Origin of the sequence: Belliella kenyensis (genome assembly GCF_022549675.1) — a bacterium.
Taxonomy (GTDB): Bacteria; Bacteroidota; Bacteroidia; order Cytophagales; family Cyclobacteriaceae; genus Belliella; species Belliella kenyensis.
In genome coordinates this window covers 1-16,609 of the sequence record NZ_JAKZGR010000015.1, presented here as the reverse complement: position 1 = coordinate 16,609, position 16,609 = coordinate 1, and the positions used below count along the sequence as shown (strand labels likewise).

Genomic DNA, 16,609 nt, shown 5'->3' with positions numbered 1-16,609 from the left:
ATTTTTATTAAATTTCACCTTACTTGTATATGAAACTCAAAATCAATAAACTTACTTGGCTGTTAATATTAGGTCTTTCCTTTTGGGGATGCAGTGAAGAAAAGGAATTACCAGCTATCAGCGTTACTTCTTTCCTTGTTGGAGGTAGTACTCCTGAAGTGGTCAACGACGTTTATCAAGATATCCCTTTGGATCAGCCTATGACCTTTAGGTTCTCTGCGGCCATAGACCAAGCAAGTATTCAGGGAGCAGTTTCATTCAAGAAAATAAATGATGGAACCAGTACGGATGTAAATTTTTCTCAAAGTCTCATTGCTCAAAACAGAGAGTTGGTGATTTTCCCACAAGGGCTATTGGAGTCAAATTCAAGATATCAAATTTCTTTAAGTGCTTTGCGAGGTGCTAATGGTGAGCAAGTAAATAATTTCCAACTTGATTTTTCTACTGCAAGAGCAGGATTAGAAGTGGCATCTATAGAAATTGAAAATGCTAAGCCAGTGCATTCGAATAGAATTTTGGATACTCCATTGAACTTGCTAGGAAAAGTAACCTTCACAGGAACAATAAATCAAAATCAAAATTTTGCAAGCAGAATTCGCATCATTGGGCCCACAAATGTAAGCTTAACTTTTAGCGTTCAAGAGGACGGGAAGCTGGAGTTCAGAAGTAATGCACCTTTAAGAGACTTTTCAAAATATACACTTACCATAGAGTCAGGTATAACTGGGCCTGATGGAGATACAAAAGAAAGGCAAATTAGAGAATTATTCACTTTGCCTTCAGCTCAAGATAAATTCCCTAGAATTCCAACAGAAGAGCTTTTGACTAAAGTTCAACAACAGACATTTAGATACTTTTGGGACTTTGCACATCCAGCGAGTGGAATGACCAGAGAAAGGAATACCTCGGGAAATCTCGTGACAGTAGGTGGCTCTGGTTTTGGCGTAATGACGATAATCGTTGGGATCGAGCGAGGTTTTATATCTCGAGAGCAGGGGGTAGAGAGATGGAGGAAAATAGTCGATTTTTTAGAATCAGCAGATAGATTTCATGGTGCATGGTCACATTGGATTGATGGTAATACAGGAAAAATGCTTCCATTTTCACAGTTTGATAATGGTGGGGATTTGGTAGAGACAGCCTTGATGATTCAAGGACTTTTGACTGTTAGGCAATATCTCAACGAGCAATCTCCAGCTGAGAAAGTTATCATAGACAAGATCACCAAACTTTGGGAAGAAGTGGAATGGTCATGGTACACACGTGGCAATCAGAATGTGCTTTACTGGCATTGGTCACCTCAGCATCAATGGGCCATGAATCTTCAGATAAGTGGGTATAATGAGTCTTTGATTGCTTATGTATTAGCCGCAGCTTCTCCTACATTTCCTATTGAAAAAATTGTTTATGACAATGGATGGGCAAGAAATGGAGGAATGAGAAATGGTAATTCATTTTATAACATTCCTCTTCCTCTGGGAGTAAATTATGGTGGATCTTTATTTTTTTCTCATTATTCATTCTTAGGTCTAGATCCTAGAAACATGGTAGATCAATATGCCAATTACTGGACTCAAGGTGTAAATCATACACTGATCAACCGAATGTATTGCGTGACCAATCCATTAGGTTTTGCAGGATACAGAGACAATTCTTGGGGGCTAACAGCCAGTGATAATCATGCTGGATACTCAGCCCATTCACCGACAAATGACAGAGGGGTGATCACCCCAACAGCGGCCTTGTCTTCCATTCCTTACACACCAGAAGAATCCATCGCAGCTATGGAGTTTTTCTACTATAAGCTGGGAGATAGATTATGGGGAGAATACGGCTTCTATGATGCTTTTAATCAGACAGAAGATTGGTTTGCGTCGTCTTATTTGGCTATAGATCAAGGCCCTATTGTATTGATGATCGAAAATTACAGAACAGCCTTGCTTTGGGACTTGCTGATGCAAGATCAAGATGTAAGACAAGGTTTAAATAAATTAGGATTCACCTATTAATAGATATAAAATGAGAATATTCAGCATTATTATCATGTCAATGTTCGTATGGATGGTTTCGTGCGGGCAAAGAGAAAACAATAATTCCTCTGTCATAGAAGAAAGTGAAATTTCAGATGATTCACTGATGACTTTGGTTCAATACCGTACATTCCAGTATTTCTGGGATGGTGCTGAGCCTACATCTTTATTGGCTCGAGAGAGAATTCACTTGGATGGAGAATATCCAGAAAATGACCGAAATGTAATTACTACGGGTGGCTCAGGTTTTGGAGTTATGGCGATTTTGGTCGGTATCGAAAGAGGATTTATCACTAGAAAAGAAGGATTTGAAAGATTGAATCATATCGTAGATTATTTAGAAAGAGCCGATAGGTTTCATGGCATATGGTCTCATTGGATACATGGAGAAACAGGCAAAGTGAAACCTTTTGGCTATGACGACGATGGAGGAGATGTGGTAGAGTCTGCATTCTTGATACAGGGATTACTTACAGTAAGGCAATATTTCAAGGACGGAAATGAAGAGGAGCAAGCTATGGCGAATAAAATCACCAAGCTATACGAAGCCATGGAGTGGTCGTGGTACAGGAATGAAAAAGAAGAAGTTATGCTTTGGCACTGGTCTCCACAATATGAATTTAAAAGAAACCATGGCTTAAAAGGCTATGATGAAACGATGATCGCATACATTTTGGCAGCTTCATCTCCGACATATCCTGTTGATGCAGCTTATTACCACAAAGGATGGGCACGTGATGGAGCGATCAAAGGAAATAGTGAGCCTTTTGGGCATTTGTTGGAATTGAATCATAATGGTGCAAAAGAATTGGGAGGACCTTTGTTTTGGGCACATTATTCGTATTTGGCATTGGATCCAAGAGGACTGAAAGATCAATATGCTGACTATTGGAGACACAATGTCAACCATACACTAGCTAATCGCGCTTGGTGCGTCGAGAACCCAAATAACTTTGAAGGGTATGGTCCTCACTCTTGGGGCCTTACTGCAAGCTATTCTGTAAAAGGATATGCTGCGCATGCTCCTGGTGAAAGTAGTGACAAAGGTGTAATTTCTCCAACGGCTGCTTTATCATCATTTCCATATACTCCAGAGTATAGCATGGAAGCCATGAGGTATTGGTATGAAACTTATGGAGATAAGTTATTTGGGAAGTATGGGTTTTATGATGCTTTCAGTGTTCAGGAAGATTGGTTTCCACAGAGGTACTTAGCCATAGATCAGGGGCCTATTGTCGTGATGATTGAGAATCACAGAACTGGTTTGTTGTGGGATTTATTTATGACTTCTCCAGAGGTGAAAGAAGGATTGGACAAGCTAGGATTTTCGAGTCCACACTATTCTAATTAAGGTTGAATTGATAGACCTCATGGGTATGTTTAATAAATTGAAAGTTCGTATAAGTTTCTTGGTCGTATTTTTAGTCAATTTTAACCTGACTATTCTTCAATCCAGTGCCCAATCGACCTACTGTAATCCGATCAATCTGGATTACACCTACATGATTTATAATTCACATCAAGATAAATCATACCGCTCTGGAGCTGATCCTGCCGTGGTTGAGTTTAGGGGAGAGTATTACATGTTCGTTACCAGATCGATGGGCTATTGGCATTCCTCAGACTTGACCAATTGGACTTTTATTGAGCCAGAAAAGTGGTACTTTGAAGGATCCAATGCACCCACAGCTCATAATTACAAAGATTCAGTACTTTATGTCTCTGGAAATCCTTCTGGAAGTATGAGTGTATTGTACACAGATAATCCTAAAAAAGGAGACTGGAAAGCAGTACCTGGCATCATCAACAACCTTCAAGACCCCCATATCTTTATTGATGACGATGAACAAGCCTACGTGTTCTGGGGATCATCCAATAAATATCCCATAAGAGCTAAGAAGTTGGATATGAAGAAAAGGTTCAGGCCTTCGGAGGAGACTTTCGAGCTTTTTAATTTGGATATGGAAAAGCATGGATGGGAGCGTTTTGGTGAAAATCATGCGGACACTGTTTTAGGTGGTTACATGGAAGGCCCCTGGCTGACTAAGCACAACGGAAAGTATTACATGCAATATGCAGCACCAGGTACGGAGTTTAATGTATATGGAGACGGGGTGTACACCAGTGATGATCCACTTGGACCATATGAGTATGCACCAAACAATCCAATCTCTTACAAGCCTGGTGGATTTATGAATGGAGCTGGCCACGGAAGTACTGTTATTGGCCCAGGGAATGCCTACTGGCACTTTGGAAGTAATGCTGTATCTGTCAATGTCAATTGGGAAAGAAGAATTGCTATGTTTCCTACATTTTTTGACAAGGATGGCTTGATGTATACAGATACGTATTTTGGCGATTACCCGCATTATGCACCCTCAGAATTGTCCAAAAATGGAGAATTCACAGGATGGATGCTCTTATCTTACAATAAGCCTGTTCAAGCATCTTCCAAGGTTGGGACATATGCTCCAAACCATATGGTGGATGAAAATGTCAAGACCTTTTGGCTTGCTGATGATGCAAAAAAAGACCAATGGATAGAGATTGACTTGTTGCAAGAAAGTATGGTGCATGCCATTCAGATAAACTACCATGACCATGAATCTGACATGTACGGCAGAATTCCAAACTTGTATCATAGGTATAAAATTTACGGGTCGCATGACAAAAATAATTGGGAGCTGATCATAGATAAAGAAAAAAGCTTCAAAGACACACCTAACGACTATGTAGTACTTCCATTCACAAAAAAATTCAGGTATGTAAGGTATGAACATGTTCACGTTCCAACACCTCATTTAGCCATTTCTGGCCTTAGAATTTTTGGCAAAGGAATGGGTAAAATTCCTAGCTTTGTGCGAAATTTCAAAGTAAGCAGAGATCAAGATCCAAGAGATGCGTTGATTACATGGGATGCTATTCCTGATGCACAAGGCTATAATATCCTCTGGGGAATTGCACCTGATAAACTTTACAATTCTTGGATGATTTATGGTGAAAACAAGTTGAATCTGAAAAGCCTAACAGCGGGTCAGACATATTATTTCACTATCGAATCTTTCAATGAAAATGGAGTTTCGAAAAGGTCTGACATTGTTCAAGTAAATTAAAAGTAGCATTGATTAAAAAACGAAAGAAAAATTTATGATAAAATATACATGCATGATGGCACTAATTGCTGGAGTATTATTAGCAAGTTGTTCTCAGCAAAAAACAAATGACGGTGAAATAGATTTTACAGCAAAAGCGGATTCTGTTCTTGCATTAATGACCTTAGAAGAAAAACTTGGTCAACTCAACCTTCCTGCTGCTGGAGATATTACCACAGGTCAAGCTGAGAGTTCCAATATCGCCGAGAAAATTAAAGAAGGAAAAGTTGGTGGGCTTTTCAACTTGAAATCAGCCACAAAAATTCGAGAAGTACAGCGGATAGCAGTAGAAGAAAGCAGACTAAAAATTCCTCTACTGTTTGGGATGGATGTGATTCATGGTTATGAAACACTATTTCCTATTCCTTTAGGCTTATCCGCCAGTTGGGATATGGAACTCATTGAGAAGTCTGCCAGAATCGCAGCCATAGAAGCTAGTGCTGATGGTATCAACTGGACTTTTTCTCCTATGGTAGATGTGTCCAGAGATCCTCGATGGGGGAGAGTCTCTGAAGGAAATGGAGAAGATCCTTACCTTGGAGCTCAGATAGCCAAGGCGATGGTGAAAGGTTATCAAGGGGATGATTTGACCTTAGAAAATACGATTATGGCTTGTGTGAAGCATTTTGCTTTATATGGCGCACCAGAAGCAGGAAGAGATTACAATTCTGTGGACATGAGTCGTCAGCGTATGTTCAATGAATACATGCTTCCATACAAAGCAGCAGTAGAGGCGGGAGTAGGCACGGTAATGACTTCGTTCAATGATATAGATGGGATTCCAGCTAGTGGAAACAAGTGGCTGATGACCGATCTGCTAAGAGATCAGTGGGGATTTAATGGGTTTGTAGTTACAGACTATACTGCTATCAATGAAATGATCGATCATGGCATGGGAGATTTACAGGATGTGTCAGCTTTGGCCTTGAATGCTGGTGTTGACATGGACATGGTGGGTGAAGGGTTTTTGACAACTCTTCAAAAATCTCTTGATGAAGGCAGAGTCTCAGAAGCACAAATCAATGAAGCTGTTAGAAGGATTTTGATTGCAAAGTTTAAGCTTGGTTTATTCGAAGATCCATATAGATATGCTGATCCAGAGCGTTCAAAAAGAGATGTCTTCAATGCAGAGCACAGAAAAGTGGCAAGAAAAATAGCCGCAGAGACTTTTGTCTTGATGAAAAATGAAGGTAATGTTTTACCTATTGAGAAAAAAGGAACCATTGCTGTAATCGGTCCAATGGGGGATAACAAAGAGAACATGGCGGGAACATGGAGTGTAGCAGGAAAATTTGATCAGGCAATTTCTTTGAGGCAAGGCCTCGAAAATGCGGTAGGAGATAAAGCAAACATCATCTATGCTAGAGGTGCAAATATCACAGAGGACGAAGTCTTAGAATCTCGAGTGAGTATATTCGGAAAGCCTACCTACAGAGATGATAGGTCAGCCGAAGTTATGATCCAAGAAGCTGTAGCTGCTGCTAGAAAAGCCGATGTGATCATTGCAGCTATGGGAGAGTCGGCAGAGATGAGTGGAGAGGCATCCAGCCGTTCAGACATAGAGATTCCTCAGAGTCAGAGAGATTTGATGAAGGCACTTTTAGCAACTGGTAAGCCTGTGGTTATGGTGTTGTTCACTGGCCGTCCTTTGGCCATGAAGTGGGAGGCTGAAAATGTCCCTTCGATTTTGAATGTATGGTTTGCAGGCAGTGAAGCTGGGGATGCCATTGCAGATGTATTGTTTGGAGATGTGAACCCTTCGGGTAAGCTTACCGCTACTTTTCCTCAGAACGTCGGACAGGTGCCAATTTTCTACAATCATAAAAATACTGGAAGACCTTTGCCAGAAGGAGAATGGTTTCAGAAATTTAGATCAAATTATCTTGATGTACCTAATGAACCCTTGTTTCCGTTTGGTTTCGGCCTGAGTTACACCACATTCGAATACAGTGATATCAGATTGAATGGTACTTCCTTTGAAGGAGATCAAAAACTAGAAATTAGTGTTGAATTAAAAAATACTGGCAAAATAGATGGAGCTGAAGTTGTCCAGCTTTATGTGAGAGATTTGGTTGCTTCTATCACAAGACCAGTTAAGGAACTTAAAGGTTTTGAAAAAGTATTCCTCAAAGCTGGAGAATCAAAGACTGTTACTTTCGAGCTAACTCAGGAAGCTTTGAAGTTTTATAATTTCAACACAGAATTTGTATTTGAGCCTGGTGAATTTGAAATCATGGTGGGTGGAAATTCTCAAGAGGTCAAATCTACCAGGGTAACTTGGAAATAAGATTCATAAAAAAAGGAGGTCTTAGTAGATCTCCTTTTTTTATACATGATAATATCTTGTCCAGTAAAAACTATTGAAGTCATTTTGAGCACTCAATGGTGTCGACATAAATATCAAAATTAAAATTAAAGGTGCTAATTTCATCATTCAACGAAATTAGCACTTTAATCATGGAATAAGCCTCAATTTTCTACAAAGTGTAAAGTATAAGTAGTCTAGTAAGATGCCAAAAGAAAGTAAAGTGGCATTCCGATGGTAATATTTATAGGGAAGGTGACTGCTAAGGCCATCGGTAGAAACAATCCGGGATTTGCCTTGGGAACGGTCATTTTCATGGCTGCTGGTACTGCAATATAGGATGCGCTTGCAGAAAGAATGGCTAGCATGAATCTGTTAGAAACATCATCAGTAACTATTCCACTTGCAATGGCTACAACTGATCCGTTTATTAATGGTATCATGATGGCAAAGATGATTGGAAACCATCCATATGAGAAAAACGACCCCAATTTTTTACCACTTATTATGCCCATGTCAAGTAAGAATATAGCCAAAAAGCCTTTGAAAATATCATTTGTGAAAGGTTTTATACCTTCAGCTTGAGCGTCTGAGGCCAAAAATCCAATCACAAGACTTCCCAAAATGAGTAGAACACTTCCGTTGGTAAACGAATGCTTTATTACAGTTCGCTTTTTGACTTTTTCAATTTGATTTCCATCTTTCTCAAAAGTGGAAATCAATAGTAAACCAATTACAATGGCAGGAGCTTCCATCAATGCCATGATGGCAACCATATGACCATGTAGAGCCATTTGCTGAATCTCCAAATAACTCACTGCTGTCACAAATGTGACAGCACTTATTGAGCCATATGCAGCGGCTACAGCACCTGAGTCATATATACTCAACTTTCTCTTCAATATGAAAAAAGTATAAATGGGAATTGCCGAAGCTATTAGTAGCCCGAAGAGAATAGTCCATGCTATTTCCATGGTAAATGCCTCATGGGCCAACTCTTGACCGCCTTTGAAGCCTATAGCAAATAATAAGTAAAGTGATATAAATTTCGATGAATTTGCTGGAATTTCTAAGTCACTTTTGACCAATACCGCAATCAGACCAAGCACAAAGAACATCAGTGCAGGGTTTGTTAAGTTTTCAACAAGCAGGTTGAAATTCATTTTTTTGTCGCTTAAATTATCTGAATGGTAGAGTTAATGATCCTTATCAGAAGATTCACTTAGAGGTTTTACTATCACCTTAGCCTCGATCAGATAGGTTTGATCTGAATAATCGTCCGCTTCAAAAAACGAATTTATTTCATTAACTTCTTCTTTTAAAAACTTAATCCTATCCTCGGATTGCAAGTCCTTAGTACCATATTTAATACTTGAGTTGAAGCTTTTCTTGACGTGGAAATTTATTTTATCGCTGAACAGTTGATTTAGAATCTCCTTGGCTTCTTTTCCACTAAATTCTCCCTCTATTAATTTAAAATCTGTCTTCTTTTTCATTTTGCAGTGTTTTTATTCCAGTATCATTTATTGGGCAAAATAGATTTAAATTTTTCATTAATTTTTATTTAACTTTATTATCCGAATCATTAGGCTTATTTATGAATTATACTTTACATCAGCTATTGGTCTTTCTGAAAGTTGTAGAGACTTGCTCGATTACCAAAGCCGCTGAAGAGTTGCATTTGACTCAACCGGCAGTTTCAATTCAATTGAAAAATTTTCAGGACCAATTCGAAATACCATTGACGGAGGTATTAGGTAGAAAAATTCAAATCACAGAATTTGGATATGAAATCGCCAAGCTAGTAAAACCAATACTGGATCAAATTAACTCGATAGAGGAAAAGACATTAGCTTTTAAGGGTCAACTTACTGGAAAGTTAAGAATCTCGGTGGTCTCTACTGGGAAATATGTTATGCCCTATTTTTTAGGAGATTTTATGAAATTACACAAGGGCGTTGATTTGGTCATGGATGTAACAAACAAAAGTAAGGTTTTAGAATCTTTGGAAAATAATGAAGTGGATTTTGCACTACTGTCTATTTTGCCTAAAGACATGAATCTGGAGTACATGGATCTTTTAGACAATGACTTGTATTTGGTAGGTGACAAAAAGTCTACTTTAGAAATTAGAAATTACTCAGAAGATATTTTCAAAGATTTGCCATTGATTTTTAGAGAAAAAGGTTCTGGAACAAGACAGACAATGGAGAGATTCATAGAAGGAAGCAAAATCAATATTCAGAAAAAAATGGAATTAACTTCCAATGAGGCGGTAAAACAAGCTGTCCTTGCTGGATTAGGATACTCCATCATGCCCCTGATTGGTATCAAAAACGAATTGCAGTCGGGACAATTAAAAATCATTCCCGTAAACGGACTACCTATCACGACAAAATGGAGATTAGTCTGGTTGAAAGGGAAAAAGCATATGCCAGTGCCAAATGCATTTCTTGACTTTCTAAATACTGAGAAATGTAGAATATTGGATACATTCTTCGCAGATTTGGTTTAAAATTGATTCAATCTAAAATATATCGTTAGTGAATTTTCTCAGATAGTTTTTTCAAGTTATCACTGTCCTGTTCTTTCATCTTTATAATTAAAATTGGTTTTATTTTAACTTTTTTTCAGATCACTAAATCCAATCGCCTTCATGAGTTCGTAAGTCTGTCTATTCGAACCAACATTAACTAATAACATGAAAAAGAACAGTTTTACTTTTGGGCTACGTGCCCTAATGATCGCGACCACAGCTATTCTAGGATTTAGTTGTAACAATGAAGATGAAATGCCTGGGATCGATCAACCAGGAATGGCACCAGAAGTTTCTTTCACTGCATTATTGGAAGGAAATAGGATAGCAATGTATGATGCAAGAGAATTGAATTCTCCGATGGATACTAGAGAAATTACTGGCCTTGAATCAGGAGATAACATCATAAGTATCGACTACAGACCAGCTACGGGTCAGCTTTATGCTCTGGGTGCTAGCAGTAGACTATATGTAATCAATGAAAATTCAGGAGTGGCCACTGCTTTGGGTGAAAGTTCATTTTCTCCTGCCATCAGTGGGGAAAATGCTTCGATCGATTTCAATCCAACAGTAGATAGAATCAGGTTGGTGACTGAATCGGGACAGAATTTGAGATTGCATCCTGAATTAGGTAATGTCGTAGCTACCGATGGCAATATTTCAGGAGGAAGTAACCCAAGAATTGGTGCTGTGGCTTATACGAATAGTATGGCAGGCGCAAGTGCAACAGAGCTTTTTGACATTGATTTCGCAAGCAACAAGCTTTATGTTCAAGATCCACCTAATGACGGAGGATTGAGAGAAATCGGAGATTTGGGAGTGGATTTTATGGGAATGGGTAATTTTGACATCAATCCTGACAATAGCGTGGCTTTAGCTGTAACAAGACACGAGAATGAATCAAAGTTATATACTATCAACTTATCATCTGGCAGAGCACAATGGGTAGGTACATTCAATCAACCTGTTTTTGGAATTGCTTTCAAAACAAATCCAGTGGCTTATGCTGCCACAGAGGATAATATGCTTCACAGATTTAATCCTATGTCCCCACAGGCTAATGCGGTAGCTTTCCAAGGATTATTAGCAAATGAGACTGTAGTAGGACTCGACTTCAGACCTGCCAATGGTCAACTATATGCCATCACTAGCTTGAGCAGAATTATGACTGTGAATACAGCTAATGGTCAATTGACCCTTGTTGGAGCTGTGCTTAATCCACTTCTTTCTGGTTCAACTTTTGGCTTTGATTTCAATCCTACAGTAGATAGAATCAGGTTGGTGAGTAATACAGGTCAAAACCTCAGACTTCATCCAGACTTAGGAACTGTCGTAGCAGTAGATGGTAACTTAAACCCTGGCTCTCCTATGGTAAATGGCGCAGCTTATACCAATAATATAGCAAATGCAACTTCTACTGTATTGTATGTAATAGACAGCGAAACAAATATGCTGTACAAGCAAGATCCGCCAAATGATGGAGGTCTTGTAGCTATCGGAGCGTTAGGTGTAGACATTACAGCTGATAATGGGTTTGATATTGGAGGAAAATCAAATATGGCATTTGCCCTTCTTGAAGTGGGCGGTACCACAGCTGTTTATAGTATCAATCTTGAGAGCGGTGCTGCCACAAAAGTGGCTGACTTCAATGTGAATGCTACTGCAATGGCCGTTGGGTTAGGTTTTTAATTGAATTTTAATCTTCAACTTTTTAAAAGACCAGTCAAATAATTGACTGGTCTTTTTTTTAGAATCTTTTCAATGCCAATTGGCTTACTGTATTCCCAATAGCGAGTGAACTTGTGGCAGCAGGAGAGGGGGCGTTTAAGACGTTGATAGCAAACTGATTCTCACGTATGCTGAAATCATCCAAAAGACCACCATTTCTATCACAGGCTTGAGCCCTGACACCAGCACCACCATCAACCAGATCTGACTCTTGAATATCAGGAATCAGCTCTTGTAGAGCTTTGGTAAATGCAGCTTTGGAAAATGACCTATACATCTCTCCAAAACCAGTTTTCCAATATTTTGCAGCGACCTTCTGGAAGCCTGGCCAAGACAGGGTCTCTGATAACTCTCTCAAGTTGACATCAGACCTTTTATAACCTTCTCTTTTGAATGCCAGAACTGCATTGGGCCCCGCTTCAACGCCACCTTTCATCATTCTTGTAAAATGAACTCCTAAAAATGGGAAATTAGGATCTGGCACTGGGTAGATCAGGTTTTTGACTAAATATTCTCTTTCTTTTTTCAGCTTATAGTATTCACCTCTAAAAGGAATAATCTTCACATCTAATGGTTCAGCTTGGTTCATTTGAGCAACTTTATCAGAATACAGTCCACCACAATTGATGATCAACTTACTGTCAAAATGCTGAAGTTTGGTCTGTACTACCGAATAACCTTTTTGAATGCTAGTCCTGATTACCTCATGTCCCAAAAAGATCTCGCCACCTAGCTTTTTGAATTTCTCTCCGTAGGCTAGTGCTACTCTTTTATAATCCACTATACCCGTCTGTGGTACATGGATGGCAGCAACACCAGCACAATAGGGCTCATATTCCCTTAATTCATCTAAGGTAATGTGTCTTGTTCCAGTCAATCCATTATGTAACCCTCTATCATGCAGTCCATTAAGAATGGGGATTTGCTCCTTTCTGGTTGCGACCACCACTTTTCCAGTGATTTCATAAGGGATTTGCTCTTGATCACAAAAATCTATCAATTCTTGATAGCCCTCGATACAATTTATCGCTTTGAGTGAGCCAGGTTTATAGTACAAGCCAGAGTGAATGACACCAGAGTTGTTTCCCGTCTGATGTTTTGCCAGTTCATTTTCTTTTTCAAGAATGGCAATGTTCAATTCTGGTTTTTGTTCCTTTATTTTCAATCCTGTTGCGAGTCCTACGATTCCCCCGCCTATGATGATGATGTCGTATAGCATATTTATCAAACTTAAAACAAATATAAGGTTGATTCTAACAATGTTTGAAATTGTAATGCTAGAGTTTATTAAAAAATAGTGAATCTCTTGAGGACTAATTTTCTTTACAACCATTGAATTTGCATATTTGCAGGCTATAAAGCATCTGTTTGTAAAGGTGCGATGTTTCATCAATTGATTTTAAAAACTAAATGTCAGATCAACAAATCAACATTACCTTACCGGATGGATCGGTAAGATCTTATGAAAAAGGAGTTTCTGGGCTACAGATTGCACTTAGTATCAGCGAGGGTTTAGCTAGAAATGTACTTGCAGCAAAAGTAAATGGCGAAGTATGGGACGCTAATAGACCCATACATGAAGACGCTACTGTTCAACTTTTGACATGGAATGACAAAGACGGAAAGTCTACTTTTTGGCATTCATCAGCTCACTTGATGGCTGAAGCACTAGAGGCGCTCTACCCAGGTGTAAAATTGGGCATTGGTCCTTCTATCGAAACGGGCTTCTATTACGATGTTGACTTCGGAGATAGGGAGTTTGATGGTGCTGAGCTGGAAAAGATTGAGGCTAAAATGGCAGAGCTTGCCAAGCAAAAAAATGAATATATCCGAAAGGACATTTCTAAAACCGATGCTGTAGCTTATTTTACAGAAAAAGGTGATGAATATAAACTAGACCTACTTGAGCGACTAGAGGATGGTAATATTACCTTCTATGAGCAAGGTAACTTTGTAGATCTTTGTAGAGGCCCTCACATCCCAAATACTGGATTTATAAAGGCAGTAAAACTCCTGAATATCGCAGGAGCTTATTGGAGAGGTGATGAGAAAAACAAAATGCTCACCAGGATTTATGGGGTGACTTTTCCAAAAGCTAAAGAGTTAGCGGAATATCTTCATATGCTTGAAGAAGCCAAAAGAAGAGATCATAGAAAGCTAGGAAGGGAACTAGAGCTTTTTACTTTTTCTGAAAAAGTAGGTATGGGGCTTCCACTTTGGCTACCAAAAGGTACACTTTTGAGAGAGCGCTTGGTGAATTTCATGAAGCGTGCGCAAGACAAATCGGGATACCAACAAGTAGTGACGCCACATATAGGACACAAAGCGCTATATGAAACGTCTGGTCACTATGAGAAATATGGTAAGGATTCATTTCAGCCTATAGCGACTCCAAACGAAGGGGAGGAGTTCCTACTCAAGCCAATGAATTGTCCGCACCATTGTGAAATTTACAAGCACAAGCCAAGGTCTTACAAAGATCTTCCTATAAGGTATGCAGAATTTGGTACAGTTTATAGATACGAGCAGAGCGGTGAGCTTCATGGTTTGACTAGGGTAAGAGGCTTTACCCAAGATGATGCGCATATTTTCTGTAGACCAGAGCAGGTGAAAGAGGAATTTATTAAGGTGATAGATCTGGTTTTATATGTATTTAGGGCTTTGGGTTTTGAAGATTATACAGCGCAGATTTCCTTGAGAGATCCAGAGAAGGCTGAGAAGTATATAGGGTCTGATGATGCTTGGAACAAAGCAGAATCTGCGATCATTGAAGCAGCAGCAGAGAAAGGTTTGGATACTGTGACTGAATTGGGCGAAGCGGCATTTTATGGTCCAAAGCTAGACTTTATGGTCAAAGATGCGTTGGGTAGAAAGTGGCAACTAGGAACCATTCAGGTAGATTATCAGTTACCTGATCGATTTGAACTTGAGTATATTGGGTCAGATAATCAGAAACACAGGCCTGTGATGATTCACAGAGCACCTTTTGGTTCATTGGAGCGATTTGTGGCTGTATTGATCGAGCATTGTGCAGGGAACTTCCCGCTATGGCTTTCACCAGAACAGATGACCATATTACCGATTTCGGAGAAGTTTACCGAATATGCAGAGCAAGTCAAAAGTATCCTTGAAGACCATGATATCATGGGTGCTATAGATAATAGGGATGAGAAAATAGGAAGAAAAATCAGAGATGCTGAAGTTAAGAAGATTCCTTTCATGCTCATCGTAGGAGAAAAGGAAATGGCTGAGGGCAAACTTTCTGTACGTAAGCATGGAGAAGGAGACCTAGGTAGTTTTACTCCAGAGGAGTTTGCTACTTACTTCAAAGGAATTATTTCTGAATCTTTAGCACAATAAATTAGGTAAAATAAATTGGGATTTTTTATAATCCCAATTTTTATTCCGATATTTGCAGGCAATTTCATTAACAAACCATAAAATAATATTTTGAGAGGAAGAACACCGTTTAGACAAAGACAAGAAGAACCTTATAAGATCAATGAGAAAATAAGGTCACGTGAGGTAAGGGTCGTTGGTGACTTTGTAGAGGGAGGCAATGCCGTAATGCAGACTTCCGAAGCAGTCAAGCTTGCCCAAGCAAACGATCTTGATCTTGTAGAAATTTCCCCATCAGCTGATCCGCCAGTATGTAAGATCATCGATTATGCGAAGTTCAAGTATGAGCAAAAGAAAAAGCAGAAAGAGATCAAGGCAAATGCTGCAAAGACAGTATTGAAAGAAATCAGGTTCGGACCTAATACGGATGACCACGATTTCAACTTCAAGCTGAAGCATGCGATCAATTTCCTGAAGGAAGGAGCAAAAGTAAAAGCATACGTTCACTTTGTAGGTAGAACGATCGTCTTCAAAGAAAGAGGGGAGATGCTTTTATTGAAATTTGCTCAAGCACTAGAGGAATACGGGGCGGTAGAGCAGATGCCAAAAATGGAAGGCAAAAGGATGTTTTTATTCCTAGCGCCAAAAGCAAGTAAGAAATAATTTTCAACAAACAAATACAGTTATGCCAAAAGTAAAAACCAAATCAAGTGCAAAAAAGAGGTTCAAGCTTTCTGGAACCGGTAAGATCAGAAGAAAGCACGCTTACAAAAGCCACATCTTGACTAAGAAAGATACCAAAAGAAAGAGAAATCTGACAAAAATGGGTATGGTTCACGAGTCAGATGAAGGAAGAGTAAAAGCTATGTTGAGAATCGGTTAATTCTCGTTTATCAACAAAATCAATTAAAGGTTAATTATTCACCAGACGCTTTGGTCTAAAAGTGCACAGCGAAAGCCGAGCCACCAAGAGTCAAAAAATTTATTACTATGCCTAGATCAGTAAACGCGGTAGCGTCAAGAGCAAGAAGAAAAAAAGTTTTAAAAGCAACCAAAGGTTACTTCGGAAGAGGTAAAAATGTTTGGACAGTAGCTAAAAACAAGTACGAGAAAGGTTTGCAGTATGCGTACAGAGACAGAAAAGCGAAGAAAAGAGAATTCAGAGCTTTATGGATCCAACGTATCAATGCAGGAGCTAGAATACATGGCTTATCTTACTCACAATTAATGGGTGCTTTGAAAAAAGCAGAGATCGACTTGAACAGAAAAGTTCTTGCTGACCTTGCAATGAATCACCCTGAGGCATTCAAAGCTGTAGTTGAAAAAGTTAAATAAGATCGCACTATCTTGTTTATATAAAAACCCCGAATTTTTCGGGGTTTTTTCATTTTTGGGCTTATTGGAAAATTCGTCAGGAATTAGAAAGTAGGGTTTAAACTAAGCTCTACTTTCTTTTTTTATGTATTTGACCCTTGATCCACGAGTCAATTTCGGATTGAAAAAGTACAATTTAGGATTA

General features: G+C 39.0%; 13 protein-coding genes. 10 read left to right on the top strand and 3 right to left on the bottom strand.

Annotated features, from left to right (window positions below; genetic code table 11):
- Nucleotides 1-29 precede the first annotated feature (29 nt).
- Genes MM214_RS15010 through bglX form a run of 4 tightly spaced genes read left to right on the top strand, consistent with a single transcriptional unit; the run spans nucleotide 30 to nucleotide 7,469 of the window.
- The gene (locus MM214_RS15010) at nucleotides 30-2,009 is read left to right on the top strand and encodes a glucoamylase family protein (RefSeq protein WP_241296580.1); all 1,980 of its coding nucleotides are present in this window, start codon (nucleotides 30-32) and stop codon (nucleotides 2,007-2,009) included.
- Nucleotides 2,010-2,043: 34 nt separating this feature from the next.
- Nucleotides 2,044-3,381: a glucoamylase family protein gene (locus MM214_RS15005; protein ID WP_241296577.1), complete on the top strand. Its 1,338-nt coding sequence runs from the start codon at nucleotides 2,044-2,046 to the stop codon at nucleotides 3,379-3,381.
- Between the two features lie 25 nt (nucleotides 3,382-3,406).
- Complete coding sequence (locus MM214_RS15000) at nucleotides 3,407-5,143, top strand: family 43 glycosylhydrolase (RefSeq protein ID WP_241296575.1); 1,737 nt, start codon at nucleotides 3,407-3,409, stop codon at nucleotides 5,141-5,143.
- A gap of 52 nt (nucleotides 5,144-5,195) precedes the next feature.
- Complete coding sequence (gene bglX / locus MM214_RS14995; protein ID WP_241296573.1) at nucleotides 5,196-7,469, top strand: beta-glucosidase BglX; 2,274 nt, start codon at nucleotides 5,196-5,198, stop codon at nucleotides 7,467-7,469.
- 215 nt (nucleotides 7,470-7,684) lie between these two features.
- Here bglX and MM214_RS14990 read toward each other — a convergent pair whose 3' ends face one another.
- Together MM214_RS14990 and MM214_RS14985 are read right to left on the bottom strand one after the other, a co-directional pair.
- Nucleotides 7,685-8,650 carry a sodium-dependent bicarbonate transport family permease gene (locus tag MM214_RS14990; protein ID WP_241296571.1) on the bottom strand — a complete coding sequence of 322 codons (966 nt, stop codon included), beginning with the start codon at nucleotides 8,648-8,650 and terminating at the stop codon, nucleotides 7,685-7,687.
- 33 nt (nucleotides 8,651-8,683) lie between these two features.
- A complete protein-coding gene (locus MM214_RS14985; RefSeq protein WP_241296569.1) occupies nucleotides 8,684-8,983 on the bottom strand; it encodes a hypothetical protein in 300 nt (99 codons plus the stop codon).
- Between the two features lie 101 nt (nucleotides 8,984-9,084).
- Here MM214_RS14985 and MM214_RS14980 point away from each other — a divergent pair, with 101 nt between their 5' ends.
- Both MM214_RS14980 and MM214_RS14975 read left to right on the top strand, forming a co-directional pair.
- Nucleotides 9,085-10,002, top strand: a complete 918-nt coding sequence (locus MM214_RS14980; protein ID WP_241296567.1) for a LysR family transcriptional regulator — start codon at nucleotides 9,085-9,087, stop codon at nucleotides 10,000-10,002.
- Between the two features lie 186 nt (nucleotides 10,003-10,188).
- A complete protein-coding gene (locus tag MM214_RS14975; RefSeq protein ID WP_241296565.1) occupies nucleotides 10,189-11,712 on the top strand; it encodes a DUF4394 domain-containing protein in 1,524 nt (507 codons plus the stop codon).
- Between the two features lie 58 nt (nucleotides 11,713-11,770).
- Here the strand turns inward: MM214_RS14975 and lhgO are convergent, their stop codons facing one another.
- A complete protein-coding gene (lhgO, locus tag MM214_RS14970) occupies nucleotides 11,771-12,970 on the bottom strand; it encodes an L-2-hydroxyglutarate oxidase (RefSeq protein ID WP_241296563.1) in 1,200 nt (399 codons plus the stop codon).
- 191 nt (nucleotides 12,971-13,161) lie between these two features.
- Here lhgO and thrS point away from each other — a divergent pair, with 191 nt between their 5' ends.
- From thrS to rplT, 4 genes are all read left to right on the top strand, one after another.
- Complete coding sequence (gene thrS / locus MM214_RS14965) at nucleotides 13,162-15,111, top strand: threonine--tRNA ligase (RefSeq protein WP_241296561.1); 1,950 nt, start codon at nucleotides 13,162-13,164, stop codon at nucleotides 15,109-15,111.
- 90 nt (nucleotides 15,112-15,201) lie between these two features.
- A complete protein-coding gene (infC, locus tag MM214_RS14960) occupies nucleotides 15,202-15,753 on the top strand; it encodes a translation initiation factor IF-3 (protein ID WP_241296559.1) in 552 nt (183 codons plus the stop codon).
- A 22-nt stretch (nucleotides 15,754-15,775) separates the two neighbouring features.
- A complete protein-coding gene (gene rpmI / locus MM214_RS14955; RefSeq protein ID WP_014773228.1) occupies nucleotides 15,776-15,973 on the top strand; it encodes a 50S ribosomal protein L35 in 198 nt (65 codons plus the stop codon).
- Nucleotides 15,974-16,080: 107 nt separating this feature from the next.
- Nucleotides 16,081-16,425 carry a 50S ribosomal protein L20 gene (gene rplT, locus MM214_RS14950; protein WP_241296557.1) on the top strand — a complete coding sequence of 115 codons (345 nt, stop codon included), beginning with the start codon at nucleotides 16,081-16,083 and terminating at the stop codon, nucleotides 16,423-16,425.
- The last annotated feature ends 184 nt before the right edge of the window (nucleotides 16,426-16,609 follow it).

Excerpts from the sequence above, each read along its gene's own strand:
- MM214_RS15000 (WP_241296575.1), top strand. The coding sequence starts at position 3,407 with ATGTTTAATAAATTGAAAGTTCGTATAAGTTTCTTGGTCGTATTTTTA.
- lhgO (WP_241296563.1), bottom strand. The coding sequence starts at position 12,970 with ATGCTATACGACATCATCATCATAGGCGGGGGAATCGTAGGACTCGCA.
- MM214_RS15010 (WP_241296580.1), top strand. The coding sequence starts at position 30 with ATGAAACTCAAAATCAATAAACTTACTTGGCTGTTAATATTAGGTCTT.
- MM214_RS15005 (WP_241296577.1), top strand. The coding sequence starts at position 2,044 with ATGTCAATGTTCGTATGGATGGTTTCGTGCGGGCAAAGAGAAAACAAT.
- MM214_RS14990 (WP_241296571.1), bottom strand. The coding sequence starts at position 8,650 with ATGAATTTCAACCTGCTTGTTGAAAACTTAACAAACCCTGCACTGATG.
- thrS (WP_241296561.1), top strand. The coding sequence starts at position 13,162 with ATGTCAGATCAACAAATCAACATTACCTTACCGGATGGATCGGTAAGA.
- MM214_RS14975 (WP_241296565.1), top strand. The coding sequence starts at position 10,189 with ATGAAAAAGAACAGTTTTACTTTTGGGCTACGTGCCCTAATGATCGCG.
- MM214_RS14985 (WP_241296569.1), bottom strand. The coding sequence starts at position 8,983 with ATGAAAAAGAAGACAGATTTTAAATTAATAGAGGGAGAATTTAGTGGA.
- rplT (WP_241296557.1), top strand. The coding sequence starts at position 16,081 with ATGCCTAGATCAGTAAACGCGGTAGCGTCAAGAGCAAGAAGAAAAAAA.
- MM214_RS14980 (WP_241296567.1), top strand. The coding sequence starts at position 9,085 with ATGAATTATACTTTACATCAGCTATTGGTCTTTCTGAAAGTTGTAGAG.
- bglX (WP_241296573.1), top strand. The coding sequence starts at position 5,196 with ATGATGGCACTAATTGCTGGAGTATTATTAGCAAGTTGTTCTCAGCAA.
- rpmI (WP_014773228.1), top strand. The coding sequence starts at position 15,776 with ATGCCAAAAGTAAAAACCAAATCAAGTGCAAAAAAGAGGTTCAAGCTT.